25 protein-coding genes and 2 pseudogenes are annotated in these 25,133 nt (G+C 55.2%); 16 read left to right on the top strand and 11 right to left on the bottom strand.

Going from position 1 to position 25,133, the window contains the following annotated elements; genetic code table 11:
• Positions 1-98 precede the first annotated feature (98 nt).
• Entirely contained in the window at positions 99-977 is an 879-nt protein-coding gene (locus AC2FIR_RS17830) for an IclR family transcriptional regulator (protein WP_496762824.1), read from the top strand.
• A 3-nt stretch (positions 978-980) separates the two neighbouring features.
• Here the strand turns inward: AC2FIR_RS17830 and AC2FIR_RS17825 are convergent.
• Positions 981-1,826 (bottom strand): annotated as a pseudogene (locus AC2FIR_RS17825) (IS3 family transposase); the annotation flags it as partial.
• 32 nt (positions 1,827-1,858) lie between these two features.
• Here AC2FIR_RS17825 and AC2FIR_RS17820 point away from each other — a divergent pair.
• The 4 genes and pseudogenes from AC2FIR_RS17820 to gntH form a co-directional block, all read left to right on the top strand.
• Positions 1,859-1,990, top strand: a pseudogene (locus AC2FIR_RS17820) (dienelactone hydrolase family protein); the annotation flags it as partial.
• A gap of 142 nt (positions 1,991-2,132) precedes the next feature.
• Complete coding sequence (locus AC2FIR_RS17815; protein ID WP_480914437.1) at positions 2,133-2,633, top strand: twin-arginine translocation pathway signal; 501 nt, start codon at positions 2,133-2,135, stop codon at positions 2,631-2,633.
• Positions 2,633-3,217 (top strand): ferric reductase-like transmembrane domain-containing protein, encoded by a 585-nt coding sequence (locus tag AC2FIR_RS17810; protein WP_480914439.1) that lies wholly within the window; start codon positions 2,633-2,635, stop codon positions 3,215-3,217. Before AC2FIR_RS17815 ends, AC2FIR_RS17810 begins: the two co-directional genes overlap by 1 nt.
• Before the next feature lie 271 nt (positions 3,218-3,488).
• The gene (gntH, locus tag AC2FIR_RS17805) at positions 3,489-4,616 is read left to right on the top strand and encodes a guanitoxin biosynthesis MBL fold metallo-hydrolase GntH (RefSeq protein WP_496747059.1); all 1,128 of its coding nucleotides are present in this window, start codon (positions 3,489-3,491) and stop codon (positions 4,614-4,616) included.
• Positions 4,617-4,782: 166 nt separating this feature from the next.
• Here the strand turns inward: gntH and AC2FIR_RS17800 are convergent, their stop codons facing one another.
• From AC2FIR_RS17800 to AC2FIR_RS17780, 5 genes are all read right to left on the bottom strand, one after another.
• Complete coding sequence (locus AC2FIR_RS17800) at positions 4,783-5,412, bottom strand: HupE/UreJ family protein (RefSeq protein WP_496762822.1); 630 nt, start codon at positions 5,410-5,412, stop codon at positions 4,783-4,785.
• 89 nt (positions 5,413-5,501) lie between these two features.
• Complete coding sequence (locus AC2FIR_RS17795) at positions 5,502-5,678, bottom strand: hypothetical protein (RefSeq protein WP_496762820.1); 177 nt, start codon at positions 5,676-5,678, stop codon at positions 5,502-5,504.
• A 60-nt stretch (positions 5,679-5,738) separates the two neighbouring features.
• Positions 5,739-6,692 (bottom strand): alpha/beta hydrolase, encoded by a 954-nt coding sequence (locus tag AC2FIR_RS17790; RefSeq protein ID WP_496762818.1) that lies wholly within the window; start codon positions 6,690-6,692, stop codon positions 5,739-5,741.
• A 113-nt stretch (positions 6,693-6,805) separates the two neighbouring features.
• Entirely contained in the window at positions 6,806-7,693 is an 888-nt protein-coding gene (locus AC2FIR_RS17785) for a helix-turn-helix domain-containing protein (RefSeq protein WP_496747076.1), read from the bottom strand.
• Positions 7,694-7,744: 51 nt separating this feature from the next.
• Positions 7,745-8,641 carry a LysR family transcriptional regulator gene (locus tag AC2FIR_RS17780; RefSeq protein ID WP_496747078.1) on the bottom strand — a complete coding sequence of 299 codons (897 nt, stop codon included), beginning with the start codon at positions 8,639-8,641 and terminating at the stop codon, positions 7,745-7,747.
• A 141-nt stretch (positions 8,642-8,782) separates the two neighbouring features.
• Between AC2FIR_RS17780 and AC2FIR_RS17775 the strand changes: the two genes are divergently transcribed.
• The 6 genes from AC2FIR_RS17775 (at position 8,783) to AC2FIR_RS17750 (ending at position 14,643) form a co-directional block, all read left to right on the top strand.
• A complete protein-coding gene (locus AC2FIR_RS17775; RefSeq protein ID WP_496747080.1) occupies positions 8,783-9,277 on the top strand; it encodes a nuclear transport factor 2 family protein in 495 nt (164 codons plus the stop codon).
• Between the two features lie 20 nt (positions 9,278-9,297).
• On the top strand, positions 9,298-9,690 hold the full coding sequence (locus AC2FIR_RS17770; protein WP_496747081.1) for a nuclear transport factor 2 family protein: 393 nt from the start codon (positions 9,298-9,300) through the stop codon (positions 9,688-9,690).
• Positions 9,687-10,289, top strand: a complete 603-nt coding sequence (locus AC2FIR_RS17765) for an NAD(P)H-dependent oxidoreductase (RefSeq protein WP_170613878.1) — start codon at positions 9,687-9,689, stop codon at positions 10,287-10,289. The genes AC2FIR_RS17770 and AC2FIR_RS17765 overlap by 4 nt, the downstream gene beginning before the upstream one ends.
• Positions 10,290-10,402: 113 nt before the next feature.
• On the top strand, positions 10,403-11,569 hold the full coding sequence (locus AC2FIR_RS17760; RefSeq protein ID WP_496747083.1) for an adenylate/guanylate cyclase domain-containing protein: 1,167 nt from the start codon (positions 10,403-10,405) through the stop codon (positions 11,567-11,569).
• Between the two features lie 1,315 nt (positions 11,570-12,884).
• Complete coding sequence (locus tag AC2FIR_RS17755; protein WP_496762816.1) at positions 12,885-13,286, top strand: Na+/H+ antiporter NhaC family protein; 402 nt, start codon at positions 12,885-12,887, stop codon at positions 13,284-13,286.
• 340 nt (positions 13,287-13,626) lie between these two features.
• Complete coding sequence (locus AC2FIR_RS17750) at positions 13,627-14,643, top strand: GlxA family transcriptional regulator (protein ID WP_496747085.1); 1,017 nt, start codon at positions 13,627-13,629, stop codon at positions 14,641-14,643.
• Between the two features lie 166 nt (positions 14,644-14,809).
• Here AC2FIR_RS17750 and AC2FIR_RS17745 read toward each other — a convergent pair whose 3' ends face one another.
• Entirely contained in the window at positions 14,810-15,853 is a 1,044-nt protein-coding gene (locus AC2FIR_RS17745) for a PLP-dependent cysteine synthase family protein (protein WP_480914477.1), read from the bottom strand.
• 86 nt (positions 15,854-15,939) lie between these two features.
• Positions 15,940-16,650 carry a glutathione S-transferase family protein gene (locus AC2FIR_RS17740; protein WP_496747086.1) on the bottom strand — a complete coding sequence of 237 codons (711 nt, stop codon included), beginning with the start codon at positions 16,648-16,650 and terminating at the stop codon, positions 15,940-15,942.
• A gap of 2 nt (positions 16,651-16,652) precedes the next feature.
• Here AC2FIR_RS17740 and sigZ point away from each other — a divergent pair, with 2 nt between their 5' ends.
• A complete protein-coding gene (sigZ, locus tag AC2FIR_RS17735; RefSeq protein ID WP_496747088.1) occupies positions 16,653-17,339 on the top strand; it encodes an RNA polymerase sigma factor SigZ in 687 nt (228 codons plus the stop codon).
• Positions 17,340-17,484: 145 nt separating this feature from the next.
• On the opposite strand, the gene AC2FIR_RS17730 is transcribed toward sigZ, so the two are convergent.
• The 3 genes from AC2FIR_RS17730 to AC2FIR_RS17720 are packed head-to-tail and all read right to left on the bottom strand — an operon-like array spanning position 17,485 to position 20,481.
• Positions 17,485-18,492 carry an ABC transporter substrate-binding protein gene (locus AC2FIR_RS17730; protein WP_480914482.1) on the bottom strand — a complete coding sequence of 336 codons (1,008 nt, stop codon included), beginning with the start codon at positions 18,490-18,492 and terminating at the stop codon, positions 17,485-17,487.
• Positions 18,471-19,820, bottom strand: coding sequence for a sensor histidine kinase (locus AC2FIR_RS17725; protein WP_480914568.1), 1,350 nt, complete (start codon positions 19,818-19,820; stop codon positions 18,471-18,473). Before AC2FIR_RS17725 ends, AC2FIR_RS17730 begins: the two co-directional genes overlap by 22 nt.
• Positions 19,813-20,481 (bottom strand): response regulator transcription factor, encoded by a 669-nt coding sequence (locus tag AC2FIR_RS17720; protein WP_170613884.1) that lies wholly within the window; start codon positions 20,479-20,481, stop codon positions 19,813-19,815. Before AC2FIR_RS17720 ends, AC2FIR_RS17725 begins: the two co-directional genes overlap by 8 nt.
• Positions 20,482-20,589: 108 nt before the next feature.
• Between AC2FIR_RS17720 and AC2FIR_RS17715 the strand changes: the two genes are divergently transcribed.
• From AC2FIR_RS17715 to AC2FIR_RS17700, 4 genes are all read left to right on the top strand, one after another.
• A complete protein-coding gene (locus tag AC2FIR_RS17715; RefSeq protein WP_170613885.1) occupies positions 20,590-21,573 on the top strand; it encodes a tripartite tricarboxylate transporter substrate binding protein in 984 nt (327 codons plus the stop codon).
• 76 nt (positions 21,574-21,649) lie between these two features.
• Positions 21,650-22,141, top strand: a complete 492-nt coding sequence (locus AC2FIR_RS17710; protein ID WP_170613886.1) for a tripartite tricarboxylate transporter TctB family protein — start codon at positions 21,650-21,652, stop codon at positions 22,139-22,141.
• Position 22,142: 1 nt separating this feature from the next.
• Positions 22,143-23,666 carry a tripartite tricarboxylate transporter permease gene (locus AC2FIR_RS17705; RefSeq protein WP_170613887.1) on the top strand — a complete coding sequence of 508 codons (1,524 nt, stop codon included), beginning with the start codon at positions 22,143-22,145 and terminating at the stop codon, positions 23,664-23,666.
• Between the two features lie 500 nt (positions 23,667-24,166).
• Positions 24,167-25,117 carry a Bug family tripartite tricarboxylate transporter substrate binding protein gene (locus AC2FIR_RS17700; RefSeq protein WP_170613888.1) on the top strand — a complete coding sequence of 317 codons (951 nt, stop codon included), beginning with the start codon at positions 24,167-24,169 and terminating at the stop codon, positions 25,115-25,117.
• Positions 25,118-25,133 lie beyond the last annotated feature (16 nt).

The following is a 25,133-nucleotide window of genomic DNA, read 5'->3' as shown; positions in this document are numbered from 1 at the left end:
GGAAATCCCTTCTTTATGAGCGATCAATACATCCCAATACATTGAAATTATGTGATTTATTATTTTTCATTTTTTTGACCCCATGAAAGAGCTAGAGTATGGAGCCACGTTATAGATCATTGGTTGCACGCATTATGAGAGAGCAGAAAAACGCCAATCGCCGGGGGCGCCCACGCCTGAAGGCCAATGAGGAGAAAACTGTAGGATCTCTCGTTGGGGCACTCGATCGTGGGGTTCGCGTGTTGATTTTCTTGGCGGATACGCGTGGTGCGACGCTTGCAGATATCGCCGGACATACAACAATTCCAACTGCAACAGTACACAGGTTGCTGACCACACTTCAGAAGAGTGGAATGGTCGTTAACGATACCCGGCAGGGTCGTTGGCGCGTTGGGCCACAAGCATATCGGATCGGTAGCACCTTTGAAGAAGGTTCAGTTTTGCTGGAAGTCGCACCGCCGGTGATGCGGATGCTGTCAAAAGAGACCGGCGAAACTGCAAATCTGGCTATCGAAGAAGGTGGAGAGTTACTCTACCTTGTTCAGGTGGAATCCGAAAACCCAATAAGGGCATCTATCAAGAACGGTACCGCATCCTATTTTCACACGTCAGGTGTTGGCAAAGCCATAATGGCGTTTATGGAAGATTCCTCGCTAGAGGATCTATTGGCACCACTGACGCTTGTAAGTCAGACGCCCAATTCAATCACTGACATACAGCATTTGAAGGCAGAATTGAGCAAGTCCAGGCGACGTGGATGGGCATTGGACGATGAAGAACGTTTCGCTGGTATGCGGTGTATTGCTGCGCCTGTCTTCGACTCGTTAGAAAATGTTGTCGCGGGCGTTTCAGTCTCCGGCCCTATTGCGAGGTTTCCCGACACGAAGCTGGAAACCCTTGCGGCATCGGTCGTCAAAGCTGCGGCAAAAATCTCGGAAAGGCTCCGTGAGCAGCCCGATCTGATTGGTCCGAGTTGATTGTTAGTGCATGATTGGGCTGGTTTCCGTTGGCATAATCGTTTCTGGAGTTGGTGGGCGATAGCCCAATGCACTGTGTGGTCTATTAGTATTGTGGTGTTTCCGCCATTGCTCGATCAGGATCTGAGCCTCACGCAGGCTGTAGAAGATTTCACCGTTGAGCTGTTCATCCCGCATCCACCCATTGAAGCTTTCGCAATATCCGTTCTCCCAAGGTGATCCCGGCTCAATGTAAGCGGTCTGTGCGCCGACAGCTGCGATCCAGTCCCGAACCGCCAGTGCAACGAACTCAGGGCCATTGTCCGACCGAATGAAGGCGGGAGCGCCACGCAGGATGAACAGGTCGGTATGAACATCGACCACGTCCGTCGAGTTCAGCCTGCGCTTCACACGGATCGCCAGACATTCACGGTTGTGCTCGTCTAAGATGTTCAGCTTCCGAAAAGCTTTGCCATCGTCGGTTCGACAATGCACGAAGTCATAGCTCCAGACATGGTTCCGATACTCAGGCCGCAACCTGACGCATGATCCGTTATTCAACCAGAGCCGCCCCTTCTTTGGCTGCTTTTGCGGAACCTTCAGCCCCTCTCGTCGCCACAGACGTTCAACCCGACCATCGCTGACAGACCAGCCTGCGTCTCTCAACAAAGCCGCGATCCGCCGATAGCCATAGCGACCGAACTGCCTGGCCAGTGAAATCATGTCGGCAACCAGATGCTCCTCATCCGAACGCCCTTTCGGGACATACCTCTGGGTCGAACGATGTTGCCCCAGTACTCGGCAGGCTCTGCGCTCAGATACTTTGAGCCGGCTCTGGAAATGATCAATGCAGGCGCGACGACCAGCGGGTAAATGCCATGTAGCCGGACTACCAGAAATCGCTGGAGGAAAACGACAAGCAGTACGAAGCACATATCTACACCGGCGTGAACCACGGCTTTCACAAAGACGCTACGCCGCGTTACCATGAGCAGGCCGCTCGTCTTGCCGAAGAGCGCATGGTGGCCTGGTTCCGTACGTACCTCGCTGGCCAGCCAGATCGCGCAGAAATCGCGGTGAATTCCCCGTGTGCTGTGCTTGAATGGCCCCTCCACCTGTATACATATGAGAGATTGCAGAAGTACGTATTTGAAACTGCAGTTGGGAGAGATCGACATGACAACCCCATACCTGACCCGAAGAGCTATCGTTTCAACCGCGGGGGCCGCGCTTCTCATTGGTGCCTCCGGCCTGATCTTGCCAGCACGCGGGCAGTCCGTTGCGGCCACTCCGACGATGCGGGGAGGAGCCAACAATTACCGCCCTGGCGCCCCGATCGTGGAAAGGATCGGCGATGGCGGCTTTTGGACCACTGGAACCGTGCGACGCGCGGGCGACGGTGCGCCCCTTTCCGGCCGGCGCATTCAGGTGTGGGCCCATACGACCGAAGGTCACGAACGGGACGCGCGGTCTCATGGCGCGACGCTCACCGACGCCGACGGCGTATTCCGCATCGAGATGCCACAGATTGTACCCGCCTTCGGTCAGCCGCATGGGCATCTGGCTTACGATGCCGAATACGATGATGGCGGATTCGAGACGGTTTTTTTGCGGCCTGTGATGGAGCGGGCATCGGACACGAGCCTGCATGTTGAGTTCGTTCTGCGTCCTGTCTGATGACCTTGTTGCGCGGCGTGGTCGCATGGGGGGCTCTAGCCTTGGCAATTGCCGTGCCCTTGATCGCCGCAGCGCAAAGCCCGCTTCTGCAATGGCGCGAGCCGCTCTATGTCATTGCCGGATTTTCTGGGATCGTCGGACTGGCGCTTTTGCTTGTTCAGCCTCTTCTAATCACCGGCGTACTTCCGGGGATCCCGGCGCGGCGCATCCATATCTGGACCGGAACGGCGCTGGTTTTCGCGGTAGTTTTACACGTGGCGGGTCTTTGGGTCACGAGCCCGCCGGACGTGGTGGATGTCTTGCTGTTCCGCTCTCCGACTCCGTTTTCCGTCTGGGGTGCGGTGGCAATGTGGGCCCTCTTCGCAACCGCCATTCTTGCTGCCGCGAGAAAGCAACTGGGACTGCGCATCTGGCGCCTCGGCCATAGCGTGGCGGCGGTCGTGATCGTCACGGGCACTGTCGTACACGCGTGGCTAATTCAGGGTGCGATGGAGGACGTGACGAAAGGGGTACTCTGCGTGATTGTTTTGGGGGCAGGAGCATGGGCCCTGTGTCGCCGCCGCGTATGGCGAATGCTTCGCTAACCGCGGCGATAACAGATCGTGCGTAGCGGGCCGTTCGTCCTCCAGCTTCAAGAAAGCCGGTGCAAACAACATTTAGGTAGCTGCGCAATTCCTTTAAATGCATGTCTCAAACGAAAGTTATTGTTCGGCGCGACAAAAGCGCATTTCGTCCGCCTATCAGTCACTCGCGACAAATTCGTGAACGTCTGCCCCGAGCCTAAAGCAGACGTCCGACTTTGGAATGAAGTGATTTAGTTGTACGATGGAATGCGTCAGCAAGTCGGAGGAAGCTGTGCGTCTAAGATTACTACCGGCATTGAGTTTTATATTTGCATCGGTTTGCTGCGGCGCTGCTTCAGCTGGTTCATCCGGAGAGAGAAAGTTCTATTATCCAAACACAGAGCCGCTCGGCGAAGCGGAGATGCGAGTTATCTCGCTGGGAACTGGAACACCTAATTTTCGACATTCCCAAGCGTCAGCGTCGTGGTTGGTTGAACTTGGCAATGGCGACAAGTTCCTCTTCGATGTCGGAACCGGTTCGTTAGCAAATTTAGCCGCATTGGAAATCCCATACACTTATCTCGACAAAGTGTTCATTAGCCACCTGCACGTAGATCATATTGGAGACCTCGATGCACTTTTTGTGGGTGGCTGGGTGTCGAACCGAACGGTTCCGCTGCAGGTTTGGGGACCAAGTGGCTTAAAGCCGGAATACGGGACCGCTGCGGCCATGGATGGCCTCCAGCAAATGTTGGCTTGGGACGTGGCAGGCCGACGCGGGAATATGCCATCGGCAGGTGGACACCTGTCGGTGACAGAGTTCGACTACTCTCAGACACAAGTAGTTTATGAAAGCGATGGTGTTGTCATTCGATCTTGGCCAGCAATCCACGGCATAGACGGTTCAGTGTCCTACAGCTTGGAGTGGAAAGGACTTAAATTCGTCTATTCTGGTGACACCAACCCGAACAAGTGGTTCGTGGAAAACGCTAAAGAAGCTGATCTTGTCATTCACGAATGCTACTTAACGGTCCAACAATTCATCGATATCAAAAACTACGACCCTGAACGCGCCAGACTAGTGGCAACGGTGGTTCACACGCCACCAGACGCGTGCGGAAAACTATTCTCGATGATCGAGCCGCGCCACGCGATTGCATACCATACATTTGCCGATTTCGATATTGCTCCCGACACAATTGCAGCAATTCGAAAGACCTACGACGGCCCGCTCACTTTGGCTCAGGACATGCTTGTTTGGAATGTTTCGGAAGATGCCGTAGGTGTTCGAGAGATCATTGGATCAGACAGTCCATTGCCTGTTGACCCTCCAACTCTTGCGGGCCCACCTGACCCTAACGAAAGAACAGAGTTGTCAGATTGGCTTAATGCAGGTCGCCTAAATCTTAGCGGAGACTAGTCTGCAATGTGCTATGTGAATCTATCGGCTGCTTTGACTGCAAAGTAGACTTTGAGCAGAATTCACTGACTGACCGGTATAAGCCCAATCTGTCTTATGCTACGGAACAGCCGAATGTGCGCTTTTCTCCCAGGCGGCCATCACGGCACGCGCCATCGCAATGACCTTAAGCCAGCGTGGAGTAAACCTCGGCAACTCGCTGAAAGGTCCAATAGAAGGCGATAGCCGCGCATCCACCGGCTAAGCCCACTCGTAGGGACATCCACAAACTGGAGTTCACGCGTCGACACATTATCAAGGCAGGCCAGAGCGCAAGAATAATGGCGACCTGGCCAAGCTCGACGCCAAGATTGAATGCAAGCAAGCTCTGCCAGATGTTTGGGGATGCAACCTGCAAAATCTTGTGCAACACAAAGCTAAACCCAAGCCCGTGCAAGAGGCCAATCAGCGTTGTCAGAAGCACCATCGTGACCTCAGAGCGCGCGCTGTCCTTAAAACTCATAAACGCTGCGACGGCAGCAAAAATGATAGATAGCGCGATCCCGGTTTCTACGGCAGGAACAAACCACGCGCCCGATGGTATAAACCCGAAAAACCCCAGCGACAGCGTTACGCTATGCCCAACGGTAAAACCGGTTGCACGCAGCAATAGCGCCCTGAGGGTCTGCGCTCCAATGACCAAACACACAACAAACAAAACATGATCCAACCCTTCGAGGATATGTCGTATGCCTTCCCAGACGAAGCTGAGGAATCCTCCATACCCCTTCTTCTGAATCACCAATGGTTCAGTCATCAGACCCCGAGATCGGAAAATCTGAGGTGTGTCTGACGCGTAGTCGAGAATAAGGTTGGCCGTTTGGTCCTGATCCGGCAAGCCGGGGTCTAGCACGCTAGCAATGCTGTACGATTGCACCGGGCCGATACGCGGGTCCAGTCGTGGCGGTCAGCACCTGCTGCGATGTCGGTAATGGCGGTCGAGATATCCACCTGTTGTTCAGCAAGAGCCGCGGTTCCGATCATGGAGACGGCAGCAAGAGTCGATGTGAGTTTTCTACGCATGAGGATGCTCCGAATAGATGAGGGTGGACGCCGATCGATTACTCGGCGTCCGGACAGGGCTTAGTTGCTCGAACCGGCGCGGAAGTGGTCAGCGACGGTATCTGCCGCACGGGTGACATCCTCGGGGTTGTCGTAGAAATCGAACTGCGTGACATCTTCCAGCCATTGCGCTGTCGCCTCGCCTGCGAAACCAGCAAGGAAGGTCTGTACGCCTTGCGGGATCGCCGCGCTTTCCGAGTGCACAATGGCCAATGGCTTGTCTAAACGCTGCGGATTGTCGGCGGGGTGATAGTTCAGCCAGCCTTCCCAGCCCGCATTGTTCCACTTGTCGTCATATTCCGGGATCGCGCTACGGTCGGCCTCATAGTAGTATCCGCCGATTGGCATCAGAACGCCCTCGGCACCCTCGGGGCCTGCTGCAGGAATGATTTGACCCCCTGCGGCCTCGGCGGCGTGGGACACCTCAATCAGCCCGGCGACACCTTCTGCGCCGCCATAGACTGCCTCGACGATCTCTTCATTCTGCAACCATGGTGCAACCAAGCCCAGCCGCTGAACCAGCGGATTGCCGGAGGCCGCATCGACCATGTACCCGGCCGAAGCGCAGATCCCCAGACCATTGATGTGATCTGCGTCCACTTCGGGTAGGGTCGCGACGAATGCGATGGCAGCCTTGATGTCCGATGTCTTGGCCTCGGGGCTTTCAATGAAGCGCACGTTCTTCGGCAGATCGCCCGATTTGCCCCAACCGCGGAAATCAAAGGTAAAGGCCGCAAAACCACGCTCGGCCATCTCGCGGGCATAATTGGCGGGCATCTGTTCCTGAACCGATGTCCATGCACCGGTCACGACGACCGTCGGCAGCGGTTCAACTCCGCGCTCTTCCGGCAGGTACAGCGTGCCTGACAGGATAGCGCCTTCGTTCTCGAAGGTGACGGTGCGGGTTTCAACCTGCGCGACGGCTGCTGTTGACGCCATCAACGCTGCGGCGGTGTTCAGGGCGAGGGTGTTCATAGCGATATCTCCCAAAATCTGTCTGGATGGGCGCAAGCCCGATGGCAGTTGAGATACGCTGATGAAGGCAGCGATACTTGCACCGGACTGCCGCGTTTTTGAAAGATCCTGCTTTAGACGGCATTTGCCGCGCGGAACGCGCGCGGGGTCTGTCCCACCACCTGTTTGAAACTGCGCGTAAAATGCGCCTGGTCCGAGAACCCACAGGCCAAAGCGATGTCACCCAAAGCGCGCGCAGGGTTCTCCATCATTTTCATCGCCTGCTCGACCCGATAAGCCATGACATATTGCATAGGGGTCGAGCCGAGCGTCTCCTTGAAGACTCGCGCAAAGTGCGAGGGACTCATGCCCGCCTCGTGGGCCAGTTGATCGACGGTGATTGTCTGATCCAAACGGTCCTGCACATAGGCCAGCACCCGTTGATAGTGCTGAGATGAAAAACGCGCGGACAGTTCGACCTCTTCAGCACGGCGTTTGCCGTATTTCTGCAGCAGTTTGACCAGAAATACCCGGCTCATTGCCTCGAACATCACCGCCGAGGACATATCGTCTGTTGCAAGCGCGTCGCGCAGAATGACGCCAGCAGCACACAAGTCGGGATCGGAAAACTGCGGCTGATCGTGAAACTGTTCCGGCGCCAACAACGTGCCAAGCTCAGTTTGGGCAAAGCGCTGAACCTTGTCTGGATGCAAGGTGACCACAATAACGTCGGACTGACCGTACCACCGCCACCCCGACCTCATGCCTGCTGGGGTCACGATTACCTCGTCCTTGCAAAAGGTGAAATCCCGTAGCGTGCCGTCCCGCCAGTTTTGCACGCGATGCCCCTTTTCCTGCAGGTTCAAAAGGACATGGTGTTCCGCAAACACCTCCTCTGGCATCCGATCAGGTTCGGCCCGAAAATAACGCACTGACATCAAACCAGCCGCCGAAGGGCGCTGCATCGCATCGCTGTTCAGCAAAGGTTCTGACGGGTAGATATCAGCGTATCTTAGGGGCAAAAAGCGGCTCCGGCTTGCAATACTCGATATGTGAGGTCTGAGCGTGCAGGGTCAAACAGGTTGCTGGTGCTTTATGTGGTCGATGAATAACCTCAAGGTCATCATAGATTTATACTCGCGCGGGAAATACATGAAAATTCCTGGGGTGGGGGCCAAATGGTCATCCAGAACCGGCTGCAACTCTCCTGCTGCGATCTGCGTGTCGACATAGGCCTTGAAGGTATAGGCCAGTCCCAGTCCTCGCTTGGCCAGATCGACAGAAGCTGGAAGAGCGTTCGCGATCAGATTGCCTTGCACATCGACAGAGTACTCCCCTTCGCTCGATTGAAAACTCCATGGCGCAATCTGACCTGAAGACTGAAATCTATAGCGGATGCAGTTGTGCCCAAGCAAATCACGCGGCGTTTCCGGGATACCCTGTGCCGCAAAGTAGTCCGGGCTGGCGACAACGGTCACCGGAAGCGGCGGCGTCAACCGCACCGCCACCATGTCTTGCGCCACACGATCCCCCAGACGGAATCCAGCATGCAACTCCTCGCCGAGTATGTCTGACAGCGCATCGGTCAGCGACAGTTCCAGTTCGATTTCTGAATATGCGCCGCAAAAACTCTTGAGCGCCGGACCAACATACAGGTGGTAGGCGAATTCCGGCATCGCCAGTTTCAACGTGCCCCGCGCGGCGTGACCGGTGCTTCGGGCACTTTCGACTGCTTCGGACAATTGGTCGAAGGCAGGGCCTGCGCCACGGATCAGGGCCCGTCCGGATTCTGTTAAGCTGATTGAGCGGGTCGTCCGGACAAAAAGCGCGGTGCCCAGCTGTTCTTCCAGCGCTTTCAGCTGATGGCTGACGGTCGACGGTTTGATGCCCAGCACCTCTGCCGCAGCACGCAACGACCCATGGCGCGCGATGGCGGTAAAGATCTCAAGGGTGGAAAGTGGCAGGCGCATCGTGTCCCCGAATTACTCCATTATTAGACTGTATACATGAAAGAGGTGAATGAAGAGTGAATTATCACGTGCGACCGGAGTTATTATCTTTGTGTCATCGCAGCCCAGAAGGCTGTCACCAAGTATTCAGGAGGACACAAGATGAACAGTCTGACCAAAGTTGCTGCCCTCACCGCTGCTTTGATCGCAGGAGATACCGCCATGGCCGCATCCCCCGAAGCCAATATCAAAGTCGTACAGGACTTCTTTGCCGCCTATGGCACCAGTGATCTGGACGGCATCGCAGCCGTGATGGACGAAAACGTCAAATGGCACATCCCGGGCCGCCACCCCTTGTCCGGAACTAAGATTGGTCGTGATGAGGTGCTGGCCTTCTTCGAACAACTGGGCAAAGCCGGATTTCAGGCTGAACCCATCTATTTCGGAGCGGACGAGACCCATGTGGTTGATATCCACCGTGGCTGGTCGAACGCAGACGGCAAACCGAATGTCGATACCACATGGGCCCTCGTCTATCGGATTGAGAATGGCAAGATCGTCGAAGCAACCAACTTGTCCGCCGATCAGGATGCGGCAAACACGTTTTTCTGGTCCCAATACTCGCTGGCTCCGGTCCCTGAGCGACTGGCCAAATAAACGATTAACAGGTGTTTCAAGTGCCCGATTACCCCGAAATCCGCAGTTTCATCGCAGACTGGTTTGCCCGGTTTGACAAGCTGGATCCGATCGGAGAATTCCTGCCTGATCTCCACCCAGACGTGCACTGGGACATGCCTGACGTCGACACCACACTCAGCGGGCATGACCGCGTGCGGGCCTGGTATCGTGGCGTGCTTGAGACTTTACAGCGCCCAACCGAGCATCACGTTAGCAAGGTTGCAATCAAGCCCGGTGCCGCACAGTTCGAAGTTCTGTTTCGTGCCACGACCGTTTCAGGAGACCACATTGAAGCCCGCGTTCAGGAACACTGGCGCTTCGAAACCCGCACAGATGGCCGCCAGCTGATCACTCATTATTCCGCTAAGTTCCTGCAAGAGGCAGACACATGAAAACTCTCGTACTCACCGCTCACCCGGACCTGGGCAAATCGCGCATCAACCGCGCCTGGTTTGACGCACTTTCAGAGGCCGCCGACGTGACAACCCGCGATCTGGCCGCCATTGGCCGCGGCGATATGCGTTTTGACGTCGAAGCCGAACAGGCCCTCTTGCTGGCCCATGACCGGATCGTGTTCCAGTTTCCATTCTACTGGTATTCAGCACCCCCGGTGATGAAAGCTTGGATGGATCAGGTGCTGAACTATCGCTTTGCCTATGGGCCGGGCGGCGACCAACTAAAAGGTCGTGAGTTCCTCATCCTTGTCTCGACCGGAGGTCCCGAGCACAGCTATCACGCAGGCGGATACAACAACTTTACGATGGCCGAGTTTCTGAAACCGTTCCAACAGACAGCGAACCTGGCCGGAATGACGTATCTAAGGCCGTTCGTGGCTCATGGCATGGCTGTGGCCACTCAGGAGCAGATTGACGCGAACGTCCCCCATATGTTGGCGTATTTGAGCGACCCCGAACTGGACCCCAAGGTGAGACAGGCCCGTTTGCTCAAACAATTGGAAGGCGACCCCTCACTGGCAGCGGCAGTAAGCTGAGGCCGACCTATCCTGCGCCCGGCATAAAAGCACAGGTTTTTCCAGCCGGCGCGGGTTTTCTAACTACCAGTGACGGGTAAACTATCAGCGCGGAACAAGAGTGTGAGAGCCCAGTGACCGAGATTGATCGCCTGAACCACTGGTTGATTTCCGATGGTCGCCTGCTGGGCGACGAGAGGCTCATCGTCAAAGGGTATTGCGAAGGATTGACCGCGCTTGGCGTACCTTTGGCCCGCGCAAGGATTGCACAGAATTACTCTAACCCTTTGCTCAGCGCGTGGGGGATCATCTGGACACCCGAGGAAACCCGCCGTTACACCGTACCGACCACGGTTTTGTCGACCAGTGCGTGGCAAGGCAGTCCGTTCGAATATGTCGTCACCCAGCGGCGCCCATTGCGCAAGCGTCTGACCGATCTCAATGTCCAGGCAGAACATCCGGTCTATGCCGAGCTGGCCGAAGCAGGCGCCACCGATTTTCTGGCCATCCCGCTAGAACATGGAAACGGCTCGGTTCAGGGCACCAGTTTTACCTCTAACGCAGATGCTGGGTTTTCGGACTCGCATATCCGATACATCGAAGACACGCGATACGCACTTGCCGCTGCTTTGGAACCCATTGCGATACGCCAGTCGCAAAAGAGCCTTCTTCAAACCTATCTGGGGCACGGCCCCGCAGAAGAAATCGATCAGGGGCACATAAAGCGCAACGAACACAGAACAGTTTCTGCCGCAATCCTGTTTGCGGATCTGCGCGGTTTCACTGAGAAAGCTTCATCCTGGTCCGAAAGCGACTTGCTTTGCATGATGGGTGAGTATTTCGAGATGGCGGTGTCACCCATCCAGGACAATGGGGGTGATGTTCTTAAATTCATGGGGGATGGCATACTCGCTATTTTCAACGTTGATGACGATGCGGCAGCCTCGTGCAGATCTGCGGTACAGGCGGCAGAACAAGCCCTGGCCAATCTGCGCGACTACAACGATGCAGCAGTCGAAAAGATAAAAGAGCCAATCAAATTCGTAGTCGGCATTGATTTCGGTCGCGTCACCTTTGGCAACATCGGCAGTCCGGACCGTTTGGATTTCACGGTCGTCGGTCAGGCTGTGAACGTGGCTAGTCGGGTTCAGGACCTGTGTAAGAAACTGGACGAAAAGATATTGGTGGCACAGAGCGTCGCCGAGCACATGACGCGAAAAATCCAGTCAGCCGGCTATCATTCTGTTCGCGGCTTGCCTGAGGAAATCGAGGTGTTTAAGACCCGAGAGAAACGCTCCTGAAATCAACTAGTCGGCGAACTCAATTGTTATTTTCGTACCGATCGCAAGAATATATCTTTTCGCCGGGAAGGTAGCTATTTCTGCACTTTGATACCAGTCGGCGAAAGGTAGGAAAGAGCACAGGTTGGCCACGTGCCTCTGGATTTGGTTGAAATACCAATTTCTGTTTTGGGTGAAGTTAAACCACTGAATCGGGTCAATAGAGAATGACCGCAGCCTACCCTTGGTGTGATTTCGCTGATGGTGCTGACTCCAAGGCAAACGTAGAGGGGAACGGCAGCTTCGTTCCCCGGTGTTGGCCTACTTCAACTTCCTCATGATGCGCTTAATGAGAATGCTCGCAACGTCGGTGATACTGGAATGCAGCGACTTCAATCAATGTCTGCTTTGAGGAAGCTTCAACGCAGCGGATACGGTTAGGATGAAAAACCACAATCGGTTGGATTTTCGACGTTGAAGCTTGCGGCCCGACTGTCTGGTTCGTCCGCAAAAGGGTCATTCTCGGTGCAGTGCATTAATGACGACTCTGCGGACAAACTTGCCGTTCGTTTCCTGAGCCACGAGGCCCGCTTTGGAATGAATACGGCCCCTCGGCAGCGTCTAGCGAAACAACGCTCCATATACCACTCTTTCCGGTCTCAAGAACGGCACTTCCCCTGGCTATTCAGTCTCTTACCGGCAACCATATCAGTTTCGATATGTTGGCTATATTGGCAGACCTAAGGAGCCTCACAATGGTGGCGGAACTGAGCCTCCCGGAACAGATTTCCAGTTCGTTGAGTGCAATCCTAGCCAGGACCGGGATAAAACCACTTACACCTGTTTCCGCAGTTTATCTGTCTTTGAATATTGGTTGAGTTGTCTTGGACGGTTTGCGATTGGTGCCATATTAGTATTCGAAACCAAGGGTGGGCCAACCTCCGCGTGTTGGAAACGCTAATGCGGCGCTGGGTCGTGCGGAAATTGGCAGATTAGGACGTTGCTTGAAGATCTGTATTTCGCCAGTGAAGCTCAAAGCGCTCAAATGAACCCTGTCGCTTCTTCGGACATATCCCACAGTTTTGTCATGACTGTCTTTTCATTAGCGTAGGAATGCATCATGCCTGCGCAAGTGCCCCAACGAACTCCAATATTCCGGTAGGACCATATAGCGCTCGCGCCAGTGATCTATTTTGTCTTCGGCTTCACTTTGATCGATACGTCTCAGGTTTCGTTAGAGCTTATTCACGCAATCACGACCGCGCTGGATGATGCGTTCCGGCTGTTCTGGTCATTATACTGGCCGTCATGAAACAACCTCCAATCTCGTCGCTGTTTGCTGGACTGTTGCGGGCGGCTCCATGGCCATTTTTTTCAGGCGGCCGGACTGCTTGAAGCGTTCACTTTCGGCAAGAACGGCTATTTGATCAATACCGGGTTTCCTGAGATTGATCTCCTTTTGAACCGCAGCGGCATTCAGTCGATGATGTGGCCAATCTCATTGGTGCTGGTGGCCCTGGGTTTCGGCAGAGCGCTTGAACGCGTGAGTTGCCTTAAAGCCATCATCAAAGTGGTCCTTTCAAAGGAAAAGACCTTCGCCGGTGTTCCGACCTCGGCGGTCCTGAGATCCGTTGCCACCAATACCGTTACGGGTGATCCATATTTGTCAATCGCACTGCCGGGGCGAATGTATGCGCCGGTCTGTCGCGCCATGGGCTGTTCCCCGTTGAACTTGTAACGTGGCCTTGAGAAAGGTGGACATTGGTTTCTCCGCTGATCCCTTTGAATGCGGGAGGTGCGTTCGTTAGCGCGGCGCTTGGCTTGGGTATCGCAGACGGCAATTTCGTAAACCTGCTGTATATTCCGCTCGCATTTGCTTGCTTGCTGGCCGTCGCCAGTCATTGGTATCATTTATGCCATGACGGGCTCTTCTGACCCAGAGCGAGCAACGATGGGATACGGTCCTGGGAGGAAAGCGGTGAACCTGTTGCGCAGATGAGCGCCTGACCGTCCTGCACCAAAACTCAATGGGTGTTGGTGCCCTTCATCCGTCCTGATCCAAGCTGGGAGCAGCGAAAATGAACCCAAGAAACTTTGTTCCAAAGGGCGCCGCCAGCTATCGTATCGACTATGATGGGTCGGCCAGGGAAATCTATTTCCTGTTGCTGCCAAAGCTGACCATGCTGGCCTTTAGCGCTGCGGTGGAACCCCTGAGGATCGCCAATCAGGTTACAAACAAGGAACTGTATAGGTGGTTTCTGATCACGGAGGACGGAAGGCCGGTTTCTTGTTCGAACGGGATAGAGATTACGCCGGATTCTGCCTTGCATAATCTACCGAGATCCTCGCGACTGCTTGTGTGTTCGGGAATTGAACCGGCGGAAAGTACGAACCCGAAAGTTCTGGCGTGGATCAGGCGTCAGAGAACCTTTGGGTGTAATCTGGGTGGTATTTGCACAGGAGCTTTTGCCCTTGCAAAAGCCGGAGTTCTGGCAGGCAGACAGTTCACATTGCATTGGGAGAACCATCCTGCTTTTGCCGAACATTTTCATGATTTGGAACCGTCGGCAAACTTGTACGAGATCGACGATGAGCTTATGACATGTGGTGGTGGCCATGCCGCTACCGACATGATGCTGGACATGATCGAATCCGATTTTGGAAACGAACTGGCGGTAATCGTGTCAGACATGTGCATCCACTTTCGCTCCAACAATAGTAAAACGCTTCAGAAATCAGCCTTCTCGGTGGCATTGGGCAGTCGCAACCAGCACCTGATCAACGCCATGCAGATCATGCAGGCAAACCTGGAAGATCCGTTGGATATCTCTGAAATAGCCGAAGCCGTGCAGATATCTCGTCGCCAGTTGGAGCGTCTTTTCCAAAAATATGTCGAAACTTCACCTGTTCAGTTTTATATCGAACTGCGCGTTTCGCGGGCTTACGCATTGCTCAGCGAAACTGAGATGACGGTTGCCGAAATCGCGGCCGCGACAGGTTTTGGCAGCGCGACACAGCTTACGGTGCGGTTCAAAAAACGCTACGGCGAGGCGCCAACGTCATTCAGAAGGGGGTGGTCGCACAGGCGTGCATGATTGGCGTCTGGCCGGGGTTTGAATTCTTGGCTTCTGGATTTTTGACACAGGTTCGGTACGGCCAGCCAGGGTCCGCTTTGGGTCCGCGCATTGAAACAACGGACGCATAGCCTTGGTTTACAGTGTCTAAAGTCGATCGTTGAGGCATTGTTGAACAGCCCTGGCCTCAGCTTGGTTCACCTGCCAGTTTCTGGGCGAAGGGCTGGACATCCCCGATATGTGCTTTGACCCAATCTGGATCGTAATACGTATCCAGATACCGATCTCCGCTGTCGCACAGCAGGGTGACGATCGAGCCGTTCCGGCCGGCGTCCATCATCTCGTTTGCAATCTGCAACGCACCCCAAAGGTTGGTTCCCGTCGACGCGCCGGCACGTCGTCCGATCCGCTTTTCCAGCCAGAGCATCGTGGCGACACTTGCTGCGTCCGGCACTTTGATCATGCGGTCGATGATATCTGGTTGAAATGAACGCTCGACTTTGGGTCGACCAATGCCCTCGATCCGGCTGGAGGTTTCAGACGTCAGGCTTCGGTCTCCCGTCAGGTAGCTGTCGTAGAACACAGAGTTCTCCGGATCGACGACGGTCAGGGCGGTATCATACCCTTTATAGCGAATGAAACGACCGAGCGTGGCCGACGTCCCGCCGGTGCCCGCGCTCATCACCAGCATCGCAGGCACTGGATGAGGTTCACATTCCATCTGACGGTAGATGCTTTCCGCTATGTTGTTGTTGCCGCGCCAATCGGTGGCCCGTTCTGCATAAGTGAACTGATCCATGAAGTAGCCGCCAATGGAGTTGGCAAGTTCAACCGATGCGCCGTGCATTTCCGGTGCAGAGTCTACGAAATGCGTTTGGCCCCCAAAAAACTCGATCATTCTGATCTTGCTATGCGCGGTGCTTCTCGGGATTACAGCGATGAAGGGAACGCCGATCATACGCGCGAAGTAGGCCTCGGACACCGCCGTGCTGCCGGATGACGCCTCGACGATGGTTGTGCCTTCTTTGATTTTGCCGTTGCACAAGGCGTAGAGGAACAGGGATCGGGCCAGCCGATGTTTGAGACTGCCCGTCGGATGTGTGCTTTCGTCCTTCAGGTAGATGTCCACGCCTTCCAGATGCGGAACCGGCAGTTTGAACAGGTGTGTATCCGCCGACCTGTGTGCATCTGCATTGATCTTTGCGATAGCGCCCGCGACCCAACAGTTCATTTCACCCTCATGTCCGCTGTTTTTTCTGTCCAATTATGCGTCTGCCCATTTGCAGATGGCAAATGGGCAGGATCCGACGCGTCATGTTATCCGCAGCACGCACCCGATTTGGTTTGTGCGGGTTCGCAAGGGACATCGTTCGGATTGGTCCCACGCCCCAGCCACGTCCGCTCGGCCAGATAGAAGTCAGAAAACTTCTGGTGAAAGTCGTCAGGCACGGATTTCGAAGGAATTCCACTTCTCAAAAGCGCTTGCTGCCAGGCCTTCACCTTCGGGAAATCCGAGAGCATGTCGTAGCCGCTGTGATCCTCAACAATAGCCGCGCGATGCAGCAGAGGGAGCCAGGCGATATCCACGTTCCCAATCGTATCGCCCGAGAAATACTGTCTTTGACCCAACTGGCGCTCGGCCTTTTGGAAGGATTTTCTGAGTTTGGCCATGCGTTCGTCCAAAACCTCTTTGTTGGCGCTTTGCATCGTGCTGCATTGAACCAGATAGTGTTTGGTTGCCTGATAGCTCCAGGCCCGACTGGTCGCTCGCTGCTCAGGCGTCAAGTTCTCCTGGAGTGGCGGCGTGATTTCGTCGATGTATTCGATGATTGCATCGGATTCGAACAGCGACTGGCCGTTTTCGGTAATCAATACAGGAACCTGGCCGGTGGGTGAGCTATCGAGAAACCACGCGGGCTTGTTCTTCAGGTCGATGTACTCAATATCATAGGGAACCTGCTTCGCTTCGAGCATCGCGGTGACGCGCTGAACGAACGGGCAGATCTTGAAACTGACGATCTTGATCATGGGTGAAGTCCTTTCTGGTTGATCCGACCTGTAAGACGACCAGCGATGCAAAAAGACGAACCTATTGGGAAAAAACCTTCCAACAAGTTGATCTTGAGGGATATGTTTTGGCAGTGATGGGGTGGCCGCGAATGGCGCAAGCGAAACCAGATATCGAACGTGTTTGCTCGGAATACCGGGCCAGCCTGTTTGCCTTCCTTCGCTCAAAAGTATCGAACGAGGCAGATGCAGAGGATTTGCTTCAAGTGATCCTGCTGAAAGCCCACCAGGGCATGAGCGGTCCAAATGAGGTCAAAAGCCTGAAATCGTGGCTGTTTCAGATTGCGAGCAACACGATCACTGACTTTTATCGAAGCAGAGGGCGGCACAAATCTGTTCATCCGGATGACCTTTGGTACGGCGATCTGGATGAAAATGACCAGCATGTGCTGGAGAATTGTGTTGCACCATTCATAGATGCTCTGCCGCCTGAAATGGGCGAGCTGCTACGCAGGATAGACCTGCAAGGCGTATCGCAAAAAGATCAAGCGGCCGAACACGGTGTCAGCTACTCAACATTGAAGTCCCAGGTGCAGGCCAGCCGTCGTCAACTGCGCAAACTTTTCGAGAATTGCTGTGATTTCTCTCTGGATCAAAAGGGCAACATTGTTGGCTATGAACGCAAAGTGGGAAACTGTGGCCCGTGTTGAACCATCACCGCGAAGCGTCCTTGAAGAGGAATAAGTGCACGAAATGCTGCGCATGTTTCGAAGTCTGGCAGGAGCCCAAATAGATCAGACCCTTAAGATCGACCAATGTTCGGACACAGGAAAAACTGACCACCGCCAAGCGATCTTATTTATGTATCAGCGCATTTTCCCATTCTGAAAGAAACTTGTTTCGCTTCAGGGTATCCAGAAATGTCATCAAGGCTGGTTCAAGCGCAATGGTTGCGTGTTCCGTGCCGTTCTTTCTTTCCTGAAGCGGCGGCAGAGTATGCGCTCCGTCCGTGGGGTTGGATTGATACTTCAGAACAAACTCGATGAACCGCCGGGCTGTTGCCGGTTCACCGGATGCCCTTGAAACCAACGCTGTCCGCATCATTGTTGTCGGGTAGTCAGAGGGCAGCACAATTTCAAGGATGTCCTGGCTTTCGGCACGCGCTTCGGCGTAGCTGCCAAGCACATTGTAGGCGACCGCAATTTTTCCGTTGGTAAGGTCGTCGATCATCTCGCCCGAACAACAATAAAGCCGGGCATCAAGCCAGCCCATCACTTCCATCAACCTCCAGAACGTTTCGGACGCCCGCGCGTCCTGCGTCGCAAAAAGATAGCCCAAACCGGATTGGCGAACGTCGTAGGTTCCAATGCGGCCTCTGAATATGTCTGGGTGCGCACGCAGCGTCTCGATCAGCTCCTGCCGGGATTGCGGGATTGGGAGCCCTTTGAAGGCGGCGCGGTTGATGACAATGGCCGCTGGTTCAGAGGTGAAGGCAAACAGGCTTTGCCGCCATTGCGCCCAGGCCGGATGTGAAAGGTCCTCCAGAGCTAGGGCGTAGCCATCGTTTGTGAGTTTCAACTGCAAATCCATGGCGCTGGAAATGGCAATATCGAAAGCCTCGGGCTCCTCACGAAAACGCCGGTCGATATCGGCTGTTCCGGTGACCAGGTATTCGATGGCCACGTCCGGATTGCTGGCGACGAAGGCTTCGATCAGTGGCGCGAACAAGTCCGTGTCTGTGCTTGAGACTACACGCAGGGACGTGGTCGCCTGGGTTTCGTTGAAGATCTGCCGATCTTCCCAGTCCTGCGCCCATCCGACTTGGCACAGCCAGATCAAACCTAGAGCGATAAGGTTACGCACGCGCCACCCTCCGGTCGGTTTTTCAGAATTAGCTGGCCGCCATGGACCGATGCGACATCCCGCGCGATCGTCAGTCCTAGTCCAGAGCCGATGGTATTCGAGGCATTTGCTCCACGCTGAAAACGCGTGGTCAGAGTTTCGATTTCATGAGATGGAAAACCGGGCCCGTGGTCGCACACCGTGATCCGGGGGGTCGGTTTGCTCGAAACCGTGATCTCGATCTCACTTTCGACAGGTCCGTATTTCATCGCATTGTCAATTAAGTTTCGCACAGCGCTTTGGATCAAAATCGCGTCCCCGGCATAACGAACGTGCGCGTCCCCTGCCAAAGAAAGAGAAAGATCTTTCATTTCCACGATGGGCGTCAGGCGCAAAACCAGATCGCGCACAAGTTCGACAAGGTCGATCTCGTGCCGTTCCAGATGATCGGCCCGGAATGTGATCATCGCATGATCCAGAAGCTGACCTGCCGCACGAGAACTTTCGTCGATGGCCTTCACCATCGACCGCATGGCTTCGCGATTTTCCTCTTTTTCAACACGCTGCAACGTGGCTTCCGCGTAGGAACGGACGGTTGCAAGTGGCGTGCGGACTCGGTGCGCAGCCTCTGCGATGAAGTCCTCGGACTGGCTTAGGGACTGGTCCAGCCGTCCCATCAGCGAGTTGAGCGACTTGACCAGTGGCGCCATTTCCCGTGGCACTGGTTTGGCGAACGGGCTCAGGTCCTGCGGCCCCCGTCGCGCGACGGATGTCGTCAGCTTGCCAAGCTGGCCAATTGTGGTCGACGTCGCCCAAAATGAAAGTCCAGCAGCTAGCGCAAAAAAGCCGATACCGAGAAGGGCAGCATTTCGTGAAATCTGGTCGAGTGTTTCGGAAAGAGCGTCTTGCGTTTGCGCAAGGACAATCTGGATTTCTGTTCGTCGGTTCGCCCCGATCAAGGTGCGGCTTGCGCTGATTTTCCGGACGTCTGAACCGCGAATATTGTCGGATTGAAATGTCTGATCATCGGCAAATGTCAGGTCCTCGTAGCCCGACAGGAATTGGCCGTCCTGCAGGATTGCATAAAACACGCGGTCGTCGGCCGGGGTGCTTAGCATCGAAAACGCCGAGTAGGGCAGGTCAAGCTCAACCGTGCCATCCCGAATTGTGGCGGCGTCCAGCATCGACGTGACCGAAGCGTCAAGGATGTTGTCCTGACCCTGTTGCGCCACCTGCACCGCAAAGTTTCGGACGGCGAAGAACAAGACCAGTGCGAGAACCGCGGCGCCTCCGATCAGGATCAGTACCAACCGATTTCTGAGCGATCCTGATACCGCAACGCTATCCATCTTGGTCCAATCGGTAGCCAAGGCCACGCAATGTCGTGATCCTCAACTTCGAGGCTGACAAATGTTTGCGAAGGCGTCCAATGTAAACCTCGATCGCGTTTTCCGAAACGTCCTCATCGTAGGAAAACAACCGATCGGACAGCTTGTTCTTGGAAAAGATCTGGCCGGGTGCGTTGAGAAACAGTTCAAGAAGGCGCAGTTCGCGATTGCGCATTGTAACGGCCTCACCCCCGACAGTCAGGTGGCCTGCGACCGGGTCGAAAACGACGCCACCGATCTCGATCTTGGTTCTTGCATTGCCGGACCTGCGACGCAGGACGGCGCGGATACGGGCCTCCAGTTCGGCGTGATCAAAGGGTTTGGTGACATAATCATCAGCACCCAGATCAAGCGAACCGATTCGATCCGACACCTGGCTTCGGGCGGTCAGGACGATCACCGGAGTGTCCAAATCACTGGCGCGATGCTTCTCAAGGAACGTGCGGCCATCGCCATCCGGCAACATGATATCGAGCAGGATAAGATCGTATTCCCCGGTCGCAACAAAGGCCGAGGCGTCTTCAAGTTTCTCTGCATGATCAATGACATGACCATCTATTCGCATGCGTGATGCGATGGCATTGGCAAGGTCAAGATTGTCTTCGACAAGAAGGAACTTCATTGCGCTCTGGAACGATTTTTTCTGCGTGACAGGTCTGTGTCAGGTTGGTGTGCATTCTCCAACATCAACTGATCCGTAGTGCGGACGGTTGTCAATTGGGAGGACATTATGTCGAATTTCGAACTGGGCCGTCGGGCCCTTCTTGCGGCTGTTGCGGCGTTTGGTCTTGTCGGCTCGGCGGCTGCTGATGGTCACCAGGTCGTGGACAGCATCCACTTTCTGATCCCTGGCGGTGCCGGCGGCGGCTGGGATGGCACGGCGCGCGGAACTGGTGAAGCGCTGACCAAGTCGGGTCTTGTTGGAACTGCCAGCTACGAGAACATGTCAGGTGGCGGTGGTGGCAAAGCCATCGGTTATCTGATCGAAAACGCGGCCAGCAATCACGGCACGCTGATGGTGAACTCAACGCCTATCGTGATCCGTTCATTGACTGGTGTCTTCCCGCAAAGCTTCCGCGATCTGACACTGGTTGCCGGAACTATCGGTGACTACGCGGCGCTGGTTGTTCCTGCGGACAGCGACATTCAAGACGTCAATGGCTTGATTGAGGCGTTCAACGCCGATCCCGCGGGCGTTGCCGTAGGTGGTGGTTCGGTCCCGGGCGGGATGGATCATCTGGTTGCCGCGATGGTGTTCCAGGCGGCGGGCGCCGACCCGGTCGCGATGAAGTATGTCCCATATGACGGCGGCGGTGCGACGATGGCGGGTTTGCTGTCTGGCGAAGTACAGGCGGTTTCAACCGGCTTTTCCGAAGCCGTGGAGCTGGCCAAGGCCGGAGAGGTCCGTATCATCGGAGTGACGTCCTCGGATCGCGTGGATGCGTACCCGGATGCACCGACCATGGTCGAGCAAGGCAACGACACAACCTTTGTCAACTGGCGTGGGTTCTTCGCGGCACCGGGTCTGCCCGCCGAACAGTTGGCGGCCTATCAGGAGGCCATCGCCAAAATGTACGACACGCCCGAATGGGAAGAAGTTCGTTCGCGCAACGGTTGGGTGAACATTCACAACCCCGGCGACGATTTCCAAACCTTCCTGGAAAATCAAGAGAAGGTTATCGGCGATCTGATGCGGCAGCTTGGCTTCCTCTGATCACGCTAATTCGCTTCCAAACACAAATGCGCCCGGGACTGCCCGGGCGTGGTACCGATAAAAGAGGGAGAGGTCGATGGTGATTGATCGCTGGATAGCGCTTGTCATCCTGATGCTATGTCTTGCCTATGGCTACGCGGCTTATTTCACAATGGACGATCTGCTGCCGCCGATCATGAAACAGCGGCCGCTCTGGCCGTCGACTTTTCCCAAGGTTCTTGCCGCAGGTGGAATATTGCTGTCACTGGCTATTCTGCTCGGCTTCGAGAAAGCCCCGGCGAAAGAGGAAGCCGCGGATATCAACCTGTCCCGATTGGGCGAGTACAAAGTTGGGCAAGCGCTGTCTCTGTTAGGCCTCATGGTTGCATATGCTTTTTTGCTCCGCCCGCTCGGGTTCCTGGCGGCCACGTTCCTGTTTCTTACTTGCGGTAACTTCATTTTGGGGGAACGCCGCTATGTCCTGATGGCTGTGGTAGCGGCCATCGCGGCAGGCAGTATCTGGTATCTGGTTGATGTGGTCCTGGGCATTTTCCTCAGCCCGATGCCATCACTTCTGAACGGAGTTTGAGATGCTCGAAGGATTAATGACGGGCCTTTCAACGGCTTTTACATTCACCAACATTCTAATGGTTGTCGGCGGTTGCCTGATCGGAACATTCATCGGCATGTTGCCGGGCCTGGGCCCGATGTCGATCATCGCAATCATGATCCCGGTCGCAATCACCATCGGTGATCCCTCGGCGGCACTGATCCTGCTGGCCGGTGTCTATTATGGCGCGGTATTCGGGGGCTCGACCTCATCGATACTGATCAATGCGCCCGGGGTTGCCTCAACCGTGGCCACGAGCTTTGACGGCTACCCCATGACGCGCCAGGGCAAAGCTGGCAAAGCGTTAACGGTCGCCGCAATTTCAAGCTTTGCGGGTGGTACGATTGGCGCGGTCCTGTTGATGATCTTCGCCCCTGCGCTGGCTTCAGTCGCGCTTCTGTTCCACTCATCCGAATACTTCGCCCTGATGGTTGTGGGGCTTTCGGCCATCGCGGCTTTTGCCGGAACCGGGCAGGTCAGCAAGGCGCTGTTGATGACGTTTCTCGGCCTGATCATGGCCACTGTCGGAGAGGGCGTCTTGTTCAATTCGCCGCGTTTCACGATGGGCATCATGGATTTGCAGTCGGGCTTTGGCTTCATAACTCTGGCCATGGCGATGTTCGCGTTGCCCGAGGCGATCTATCTGGTGCTTGATCCGAACCGATCCAAGACGGGTGATGGCGAAAAGGCCGGCGAGATCAAGGACCTTAGGATCACACGCGACGAGGCGCGCAGGATTACCCCGGTCATCGGACGTCAATCCCTTCAGGGGTTCTTCATCGGAGTACTACCCGGAGCCGGGGCGACGATCGCCTCTTTCCTGGGTTACGCCGTCGAGCGCAATATCGCGTCCAAAGAAGAGCAGGAGCAATTTGGCAAAGGTTCCGTCAAGGGGATCGCCGCACCCGAAAGTGCCAACAACGCCGCGTGTACGGGGTCGTTTGTTCCGCTCCTGACGCTCGGCATTCCCGGGTCTGGTACGACGGCGATCCTTCTCGGTGCGTTGATTGCCCTGAACGTGTCGCCCGGTCCGCGCCTCATGGTTGACGAACCGCAGATCTTTTGGGCGGTCATTATCTCGATGTATCTGGGCAATCTGGTTCTGTTGATCCTGAACCTTCCGCTTATTCCCTACATCGCCAAGATTCTGGCCGTACCGCGCAACTTCCTTATACCGTTCATTCTGTTCTTCACCCTCATGGGTGCCTATATCGGGCAGAACAACGCGACCGAACTGCTTATTCTGGTCGGTTTTGGTGTTTGCGCCACGTTGCTGAGGTTTGCCGACTACCCGCTTGCACCCCTGCTGATCGGGTTCATCCTTGGCCCGCTGCTGGAGAACAACTTCTCGCGCGCGATGCAACTGTATGACGGAGTAAGCTTTATCTGGGAACGTCCAATGACTTTGGGACTGCTGGTGCTGGCCGTCGTATTGGTCGTCCTTCCCAGCTATCGCCAGCGCCGAGCGCTTGCACGGGCAGAAGGCGTCGCCGATGGTGACTGATTGTTTTTGTCGATGAAGGTTCAAGAGACTGGATGAACAGACCGTTGTGCTTTCAGTTGCCAAACAGCGAAAGCTGATGTTCTTGGGGTTCGGTGAAAAGGTCGCAAAGTCCATATGTCAGTCCCTGAGGGGCTGCTGGCAAACGTCCGCGTGTCCGAAGCGGCCATTCATTTTCACGCTTCAAACATTTGGAAAGCGCTGATGGCAGAAGTTTGCTGTGCGCGCGTTGCTGGCCTCACTTATACATAGACTTTCGCTCAATTCTTGCAAAAGCCTTTGGAATTGCTGCGCTGTTCAAAGCCAGCCTTGAGAACGGGTCGACCGCTCATCTGAATACATGAGCGAAGCAACTTTGCTGTTTCCCGTACCTGCGTTTTCAGGCACGCATCCCCAAGAAAAAAATTTGGTATACCAAATTCCAAATACCTGATACGAAATCCGGGCGAGATTGCGAATCGGATCTGAGGAGGCCCGGTTCGAGAACTTAGGAGGATCGAAAAATGATGAAGTTTCTTGCCACCGTTTCGGTTGCAGCCATGACCCTGACCGGGACCATCGCCGCCGCTGATGAGTACCCATCCAAAACCATCGAGGTCGTGACCCATGCCGGAAACGGTGGTGGTACGGACGTCACCACTCGCATGATGATGCTGCGTGCCCGTCGCGAATTGGGCACCGACATGGTTGTCGTAAACAAGAAAGGTGGCGGCGGTGCAGTCGCCATGGACCACTACCTGACCGTCCCGGCGGATGGTTACACGATCCTGACCTTCACCATCGGTCACGCGGCGACAGTTGCAAAAGGCAAGACCAAGATGTCTCTGGACGATATCCGCCCGATCGCCCGCGGTACCGATGACCCGCAGATCCTGATGGTACGTTGCGGTGCATATGAGGATGCCGAAGCCTTTGTTGCAGCTCAGAAAGAAGCACCAATCAGTTATGGCACCACCCACCTGGGCAACATTGACGACGTATCGGCGTTCATGTTCACCAAGAAAGGCGGCATGCAGACCCCGAAAATTGTTCCCTTCGAAGGCGGTGGTGAACTGGCGACCCAACTGGTTGCAGGTGCGGTTGACGCGGCTGTTCTGAACCTGGCCGAAGCCGGATCTCAGATCGACGCAGGCGACGTTTGCCCCATCGTTGTTTTGGCCAACGAGCGTATGGCAGGTCTGCCAGATGTGAAAACCGCCAAGGAGATGGGCATTGATGTCAGTTTCTCGACGGTTCGCGGATTTGTTGTTCACGCCGACACGCCCGATGATGTTGCTGTCAAGATCGAGGATTCCCTGCTGAAGTCCATGAACCATGGCGTATACCAAGGCTTCCTGGAATCCGTCGGGTTGGACAGCACTTCGGTCGTGGGTTCCGATGAGTGGGGCAACCAGATCACCACTATGGTCACCGATATGGAATCCGCTCTGAAAGAATTGGGCTTTATCGAGTAATCTGAACCATTTAGCG

The organism is Ruegeria sp. CDSB136 (assembly GCF_059610965.1).
This window is presented reverse-complemented; position numbering and strand designations above follow the sequence as displayed.

Coding starts and splice junctions, on each gene's coding strand:
- AC2FIR_RS17830 (WP_496762824.1), top strand. CDS start 99: ATGGAGCCACGTTATAGATCATTGGTTGCACGCATTATGAGAGAGCAG.
- AC2FIR_RS17815 (WP_480914437.1), top strand. CDS start 2,133: ATGACAACCCCATACCTGACCCGAAGAGCTATCGTTTCAACCGCGGGG.
- AC2FIR_RS17810 (WP_480914439.1), top strand. CDS start 2,633: ATGACCTTGTTGCGCGGCGTGGTCGCATGGGGGGCTCTAGCCTTGGCA.
- AC2FIR_RS17800 (WP_496762822.1), bottom strand. CDS start 5,412: ATGACTGAACCATTGGTGATTCAGAAGAAGGGGTATGGAGGATTCCTC.
- AC2FIR_RS17795 (WP_496762820.1), bottom strand. CDS start 5,678: ATGCGTAGAAAACTCACATCGACTCTTGCTGCCGTCTCCATGATCGGA.
- AC2FIR_RS17790 (WP_496762818.1), bottom strand. CDS start 6,692: ATGAACACCCTCGCCCTGAACACCGCCGCAGCGTTGATGGCGTCAACA.
- AC2FIR_RS17780 (WP_496747078.1), bottom strand. CDS start 8,641: ATGCGCCTGCCACTTTCCACCCTTGAGATCTTTACCGCCATCGCGCGC.
- AC2FIR_RS17775 (WP_496747080.1), top strand. CDS start 8,783: ATGAACAGTCTGACCAAAGTTGCTGCCCTCACCGCTGCTTTGATCGCA.
- AC2FIR_RS17765 (WP_170613878.1), top strand. CDS start 9,687: ATGAAAACTCTCGTACTCACCGCTCACCCGGACCTGGGCAAATCGCGC.
- AC2FIR_RS17750 (WP_496747085.1), top strand. CDS start 13,627: ATGAACCCAAGAAACTTTGTTCCAAAGGGCGCCGCCAGCTATCGTATC.
- AC2FIR_RS17745 (WP_480914477.1), bottom strand. CDS start 15,853: ATGAACTGTTGGGTCGCGGGCGCTATCGCAAAGATCAATGCAGATGCA.
- AC2FIR_RS17740 (WP_496747086.1), bottom strand. CDS start 16,650: ATGATCAAGATCGTCAGTTTCAAGATCTGCCCGTTCGTTCAGCGCGTC.
- AC2FIR_RS17725 (WP_480914568.1), bottom strand. CDS start 19,820: ATGGATAGCGTTGCGGTATCAGGATCGCTCAGAAATCGGTTGGTACTG.
- AC2FIR_RS17720 (WP_170613884.1), bottom strand. CDS start 20,481: ATGAAGTTCCTTCTTGTCGAAGACAATCTTGACCTTGCCAATGCCATC.
- AC2FIR_RS17715 (WP_170613885.1), top strand. CDS start 20,590: ATGTCGAATTTCGAACTGGGCCGTCGGGCCCTTCTTGCGGCTGTTGCG.
- AC2FIR_RS17710 (WP_170613886.1), top strand. CDS start 21,650: ATGGTGATTGATCGCTGGATAGCGCTTGTCATCCTGATGCTATGTCTT.
- AC2FIR_RS17705 (WP_170613887.1), top strand. CDS start 22,143: ATGCTCGAAGGATTAATGACGGGCCTTTCAACGGCTTTTACATTCACC.
- AC2FIR_RS17700 (WP_170613888.1), top strand. CDS start 24,167: ATGATGAAGTTTCTTGCCACCGTTTCGGTTGCAGCCATGACCCTGACC.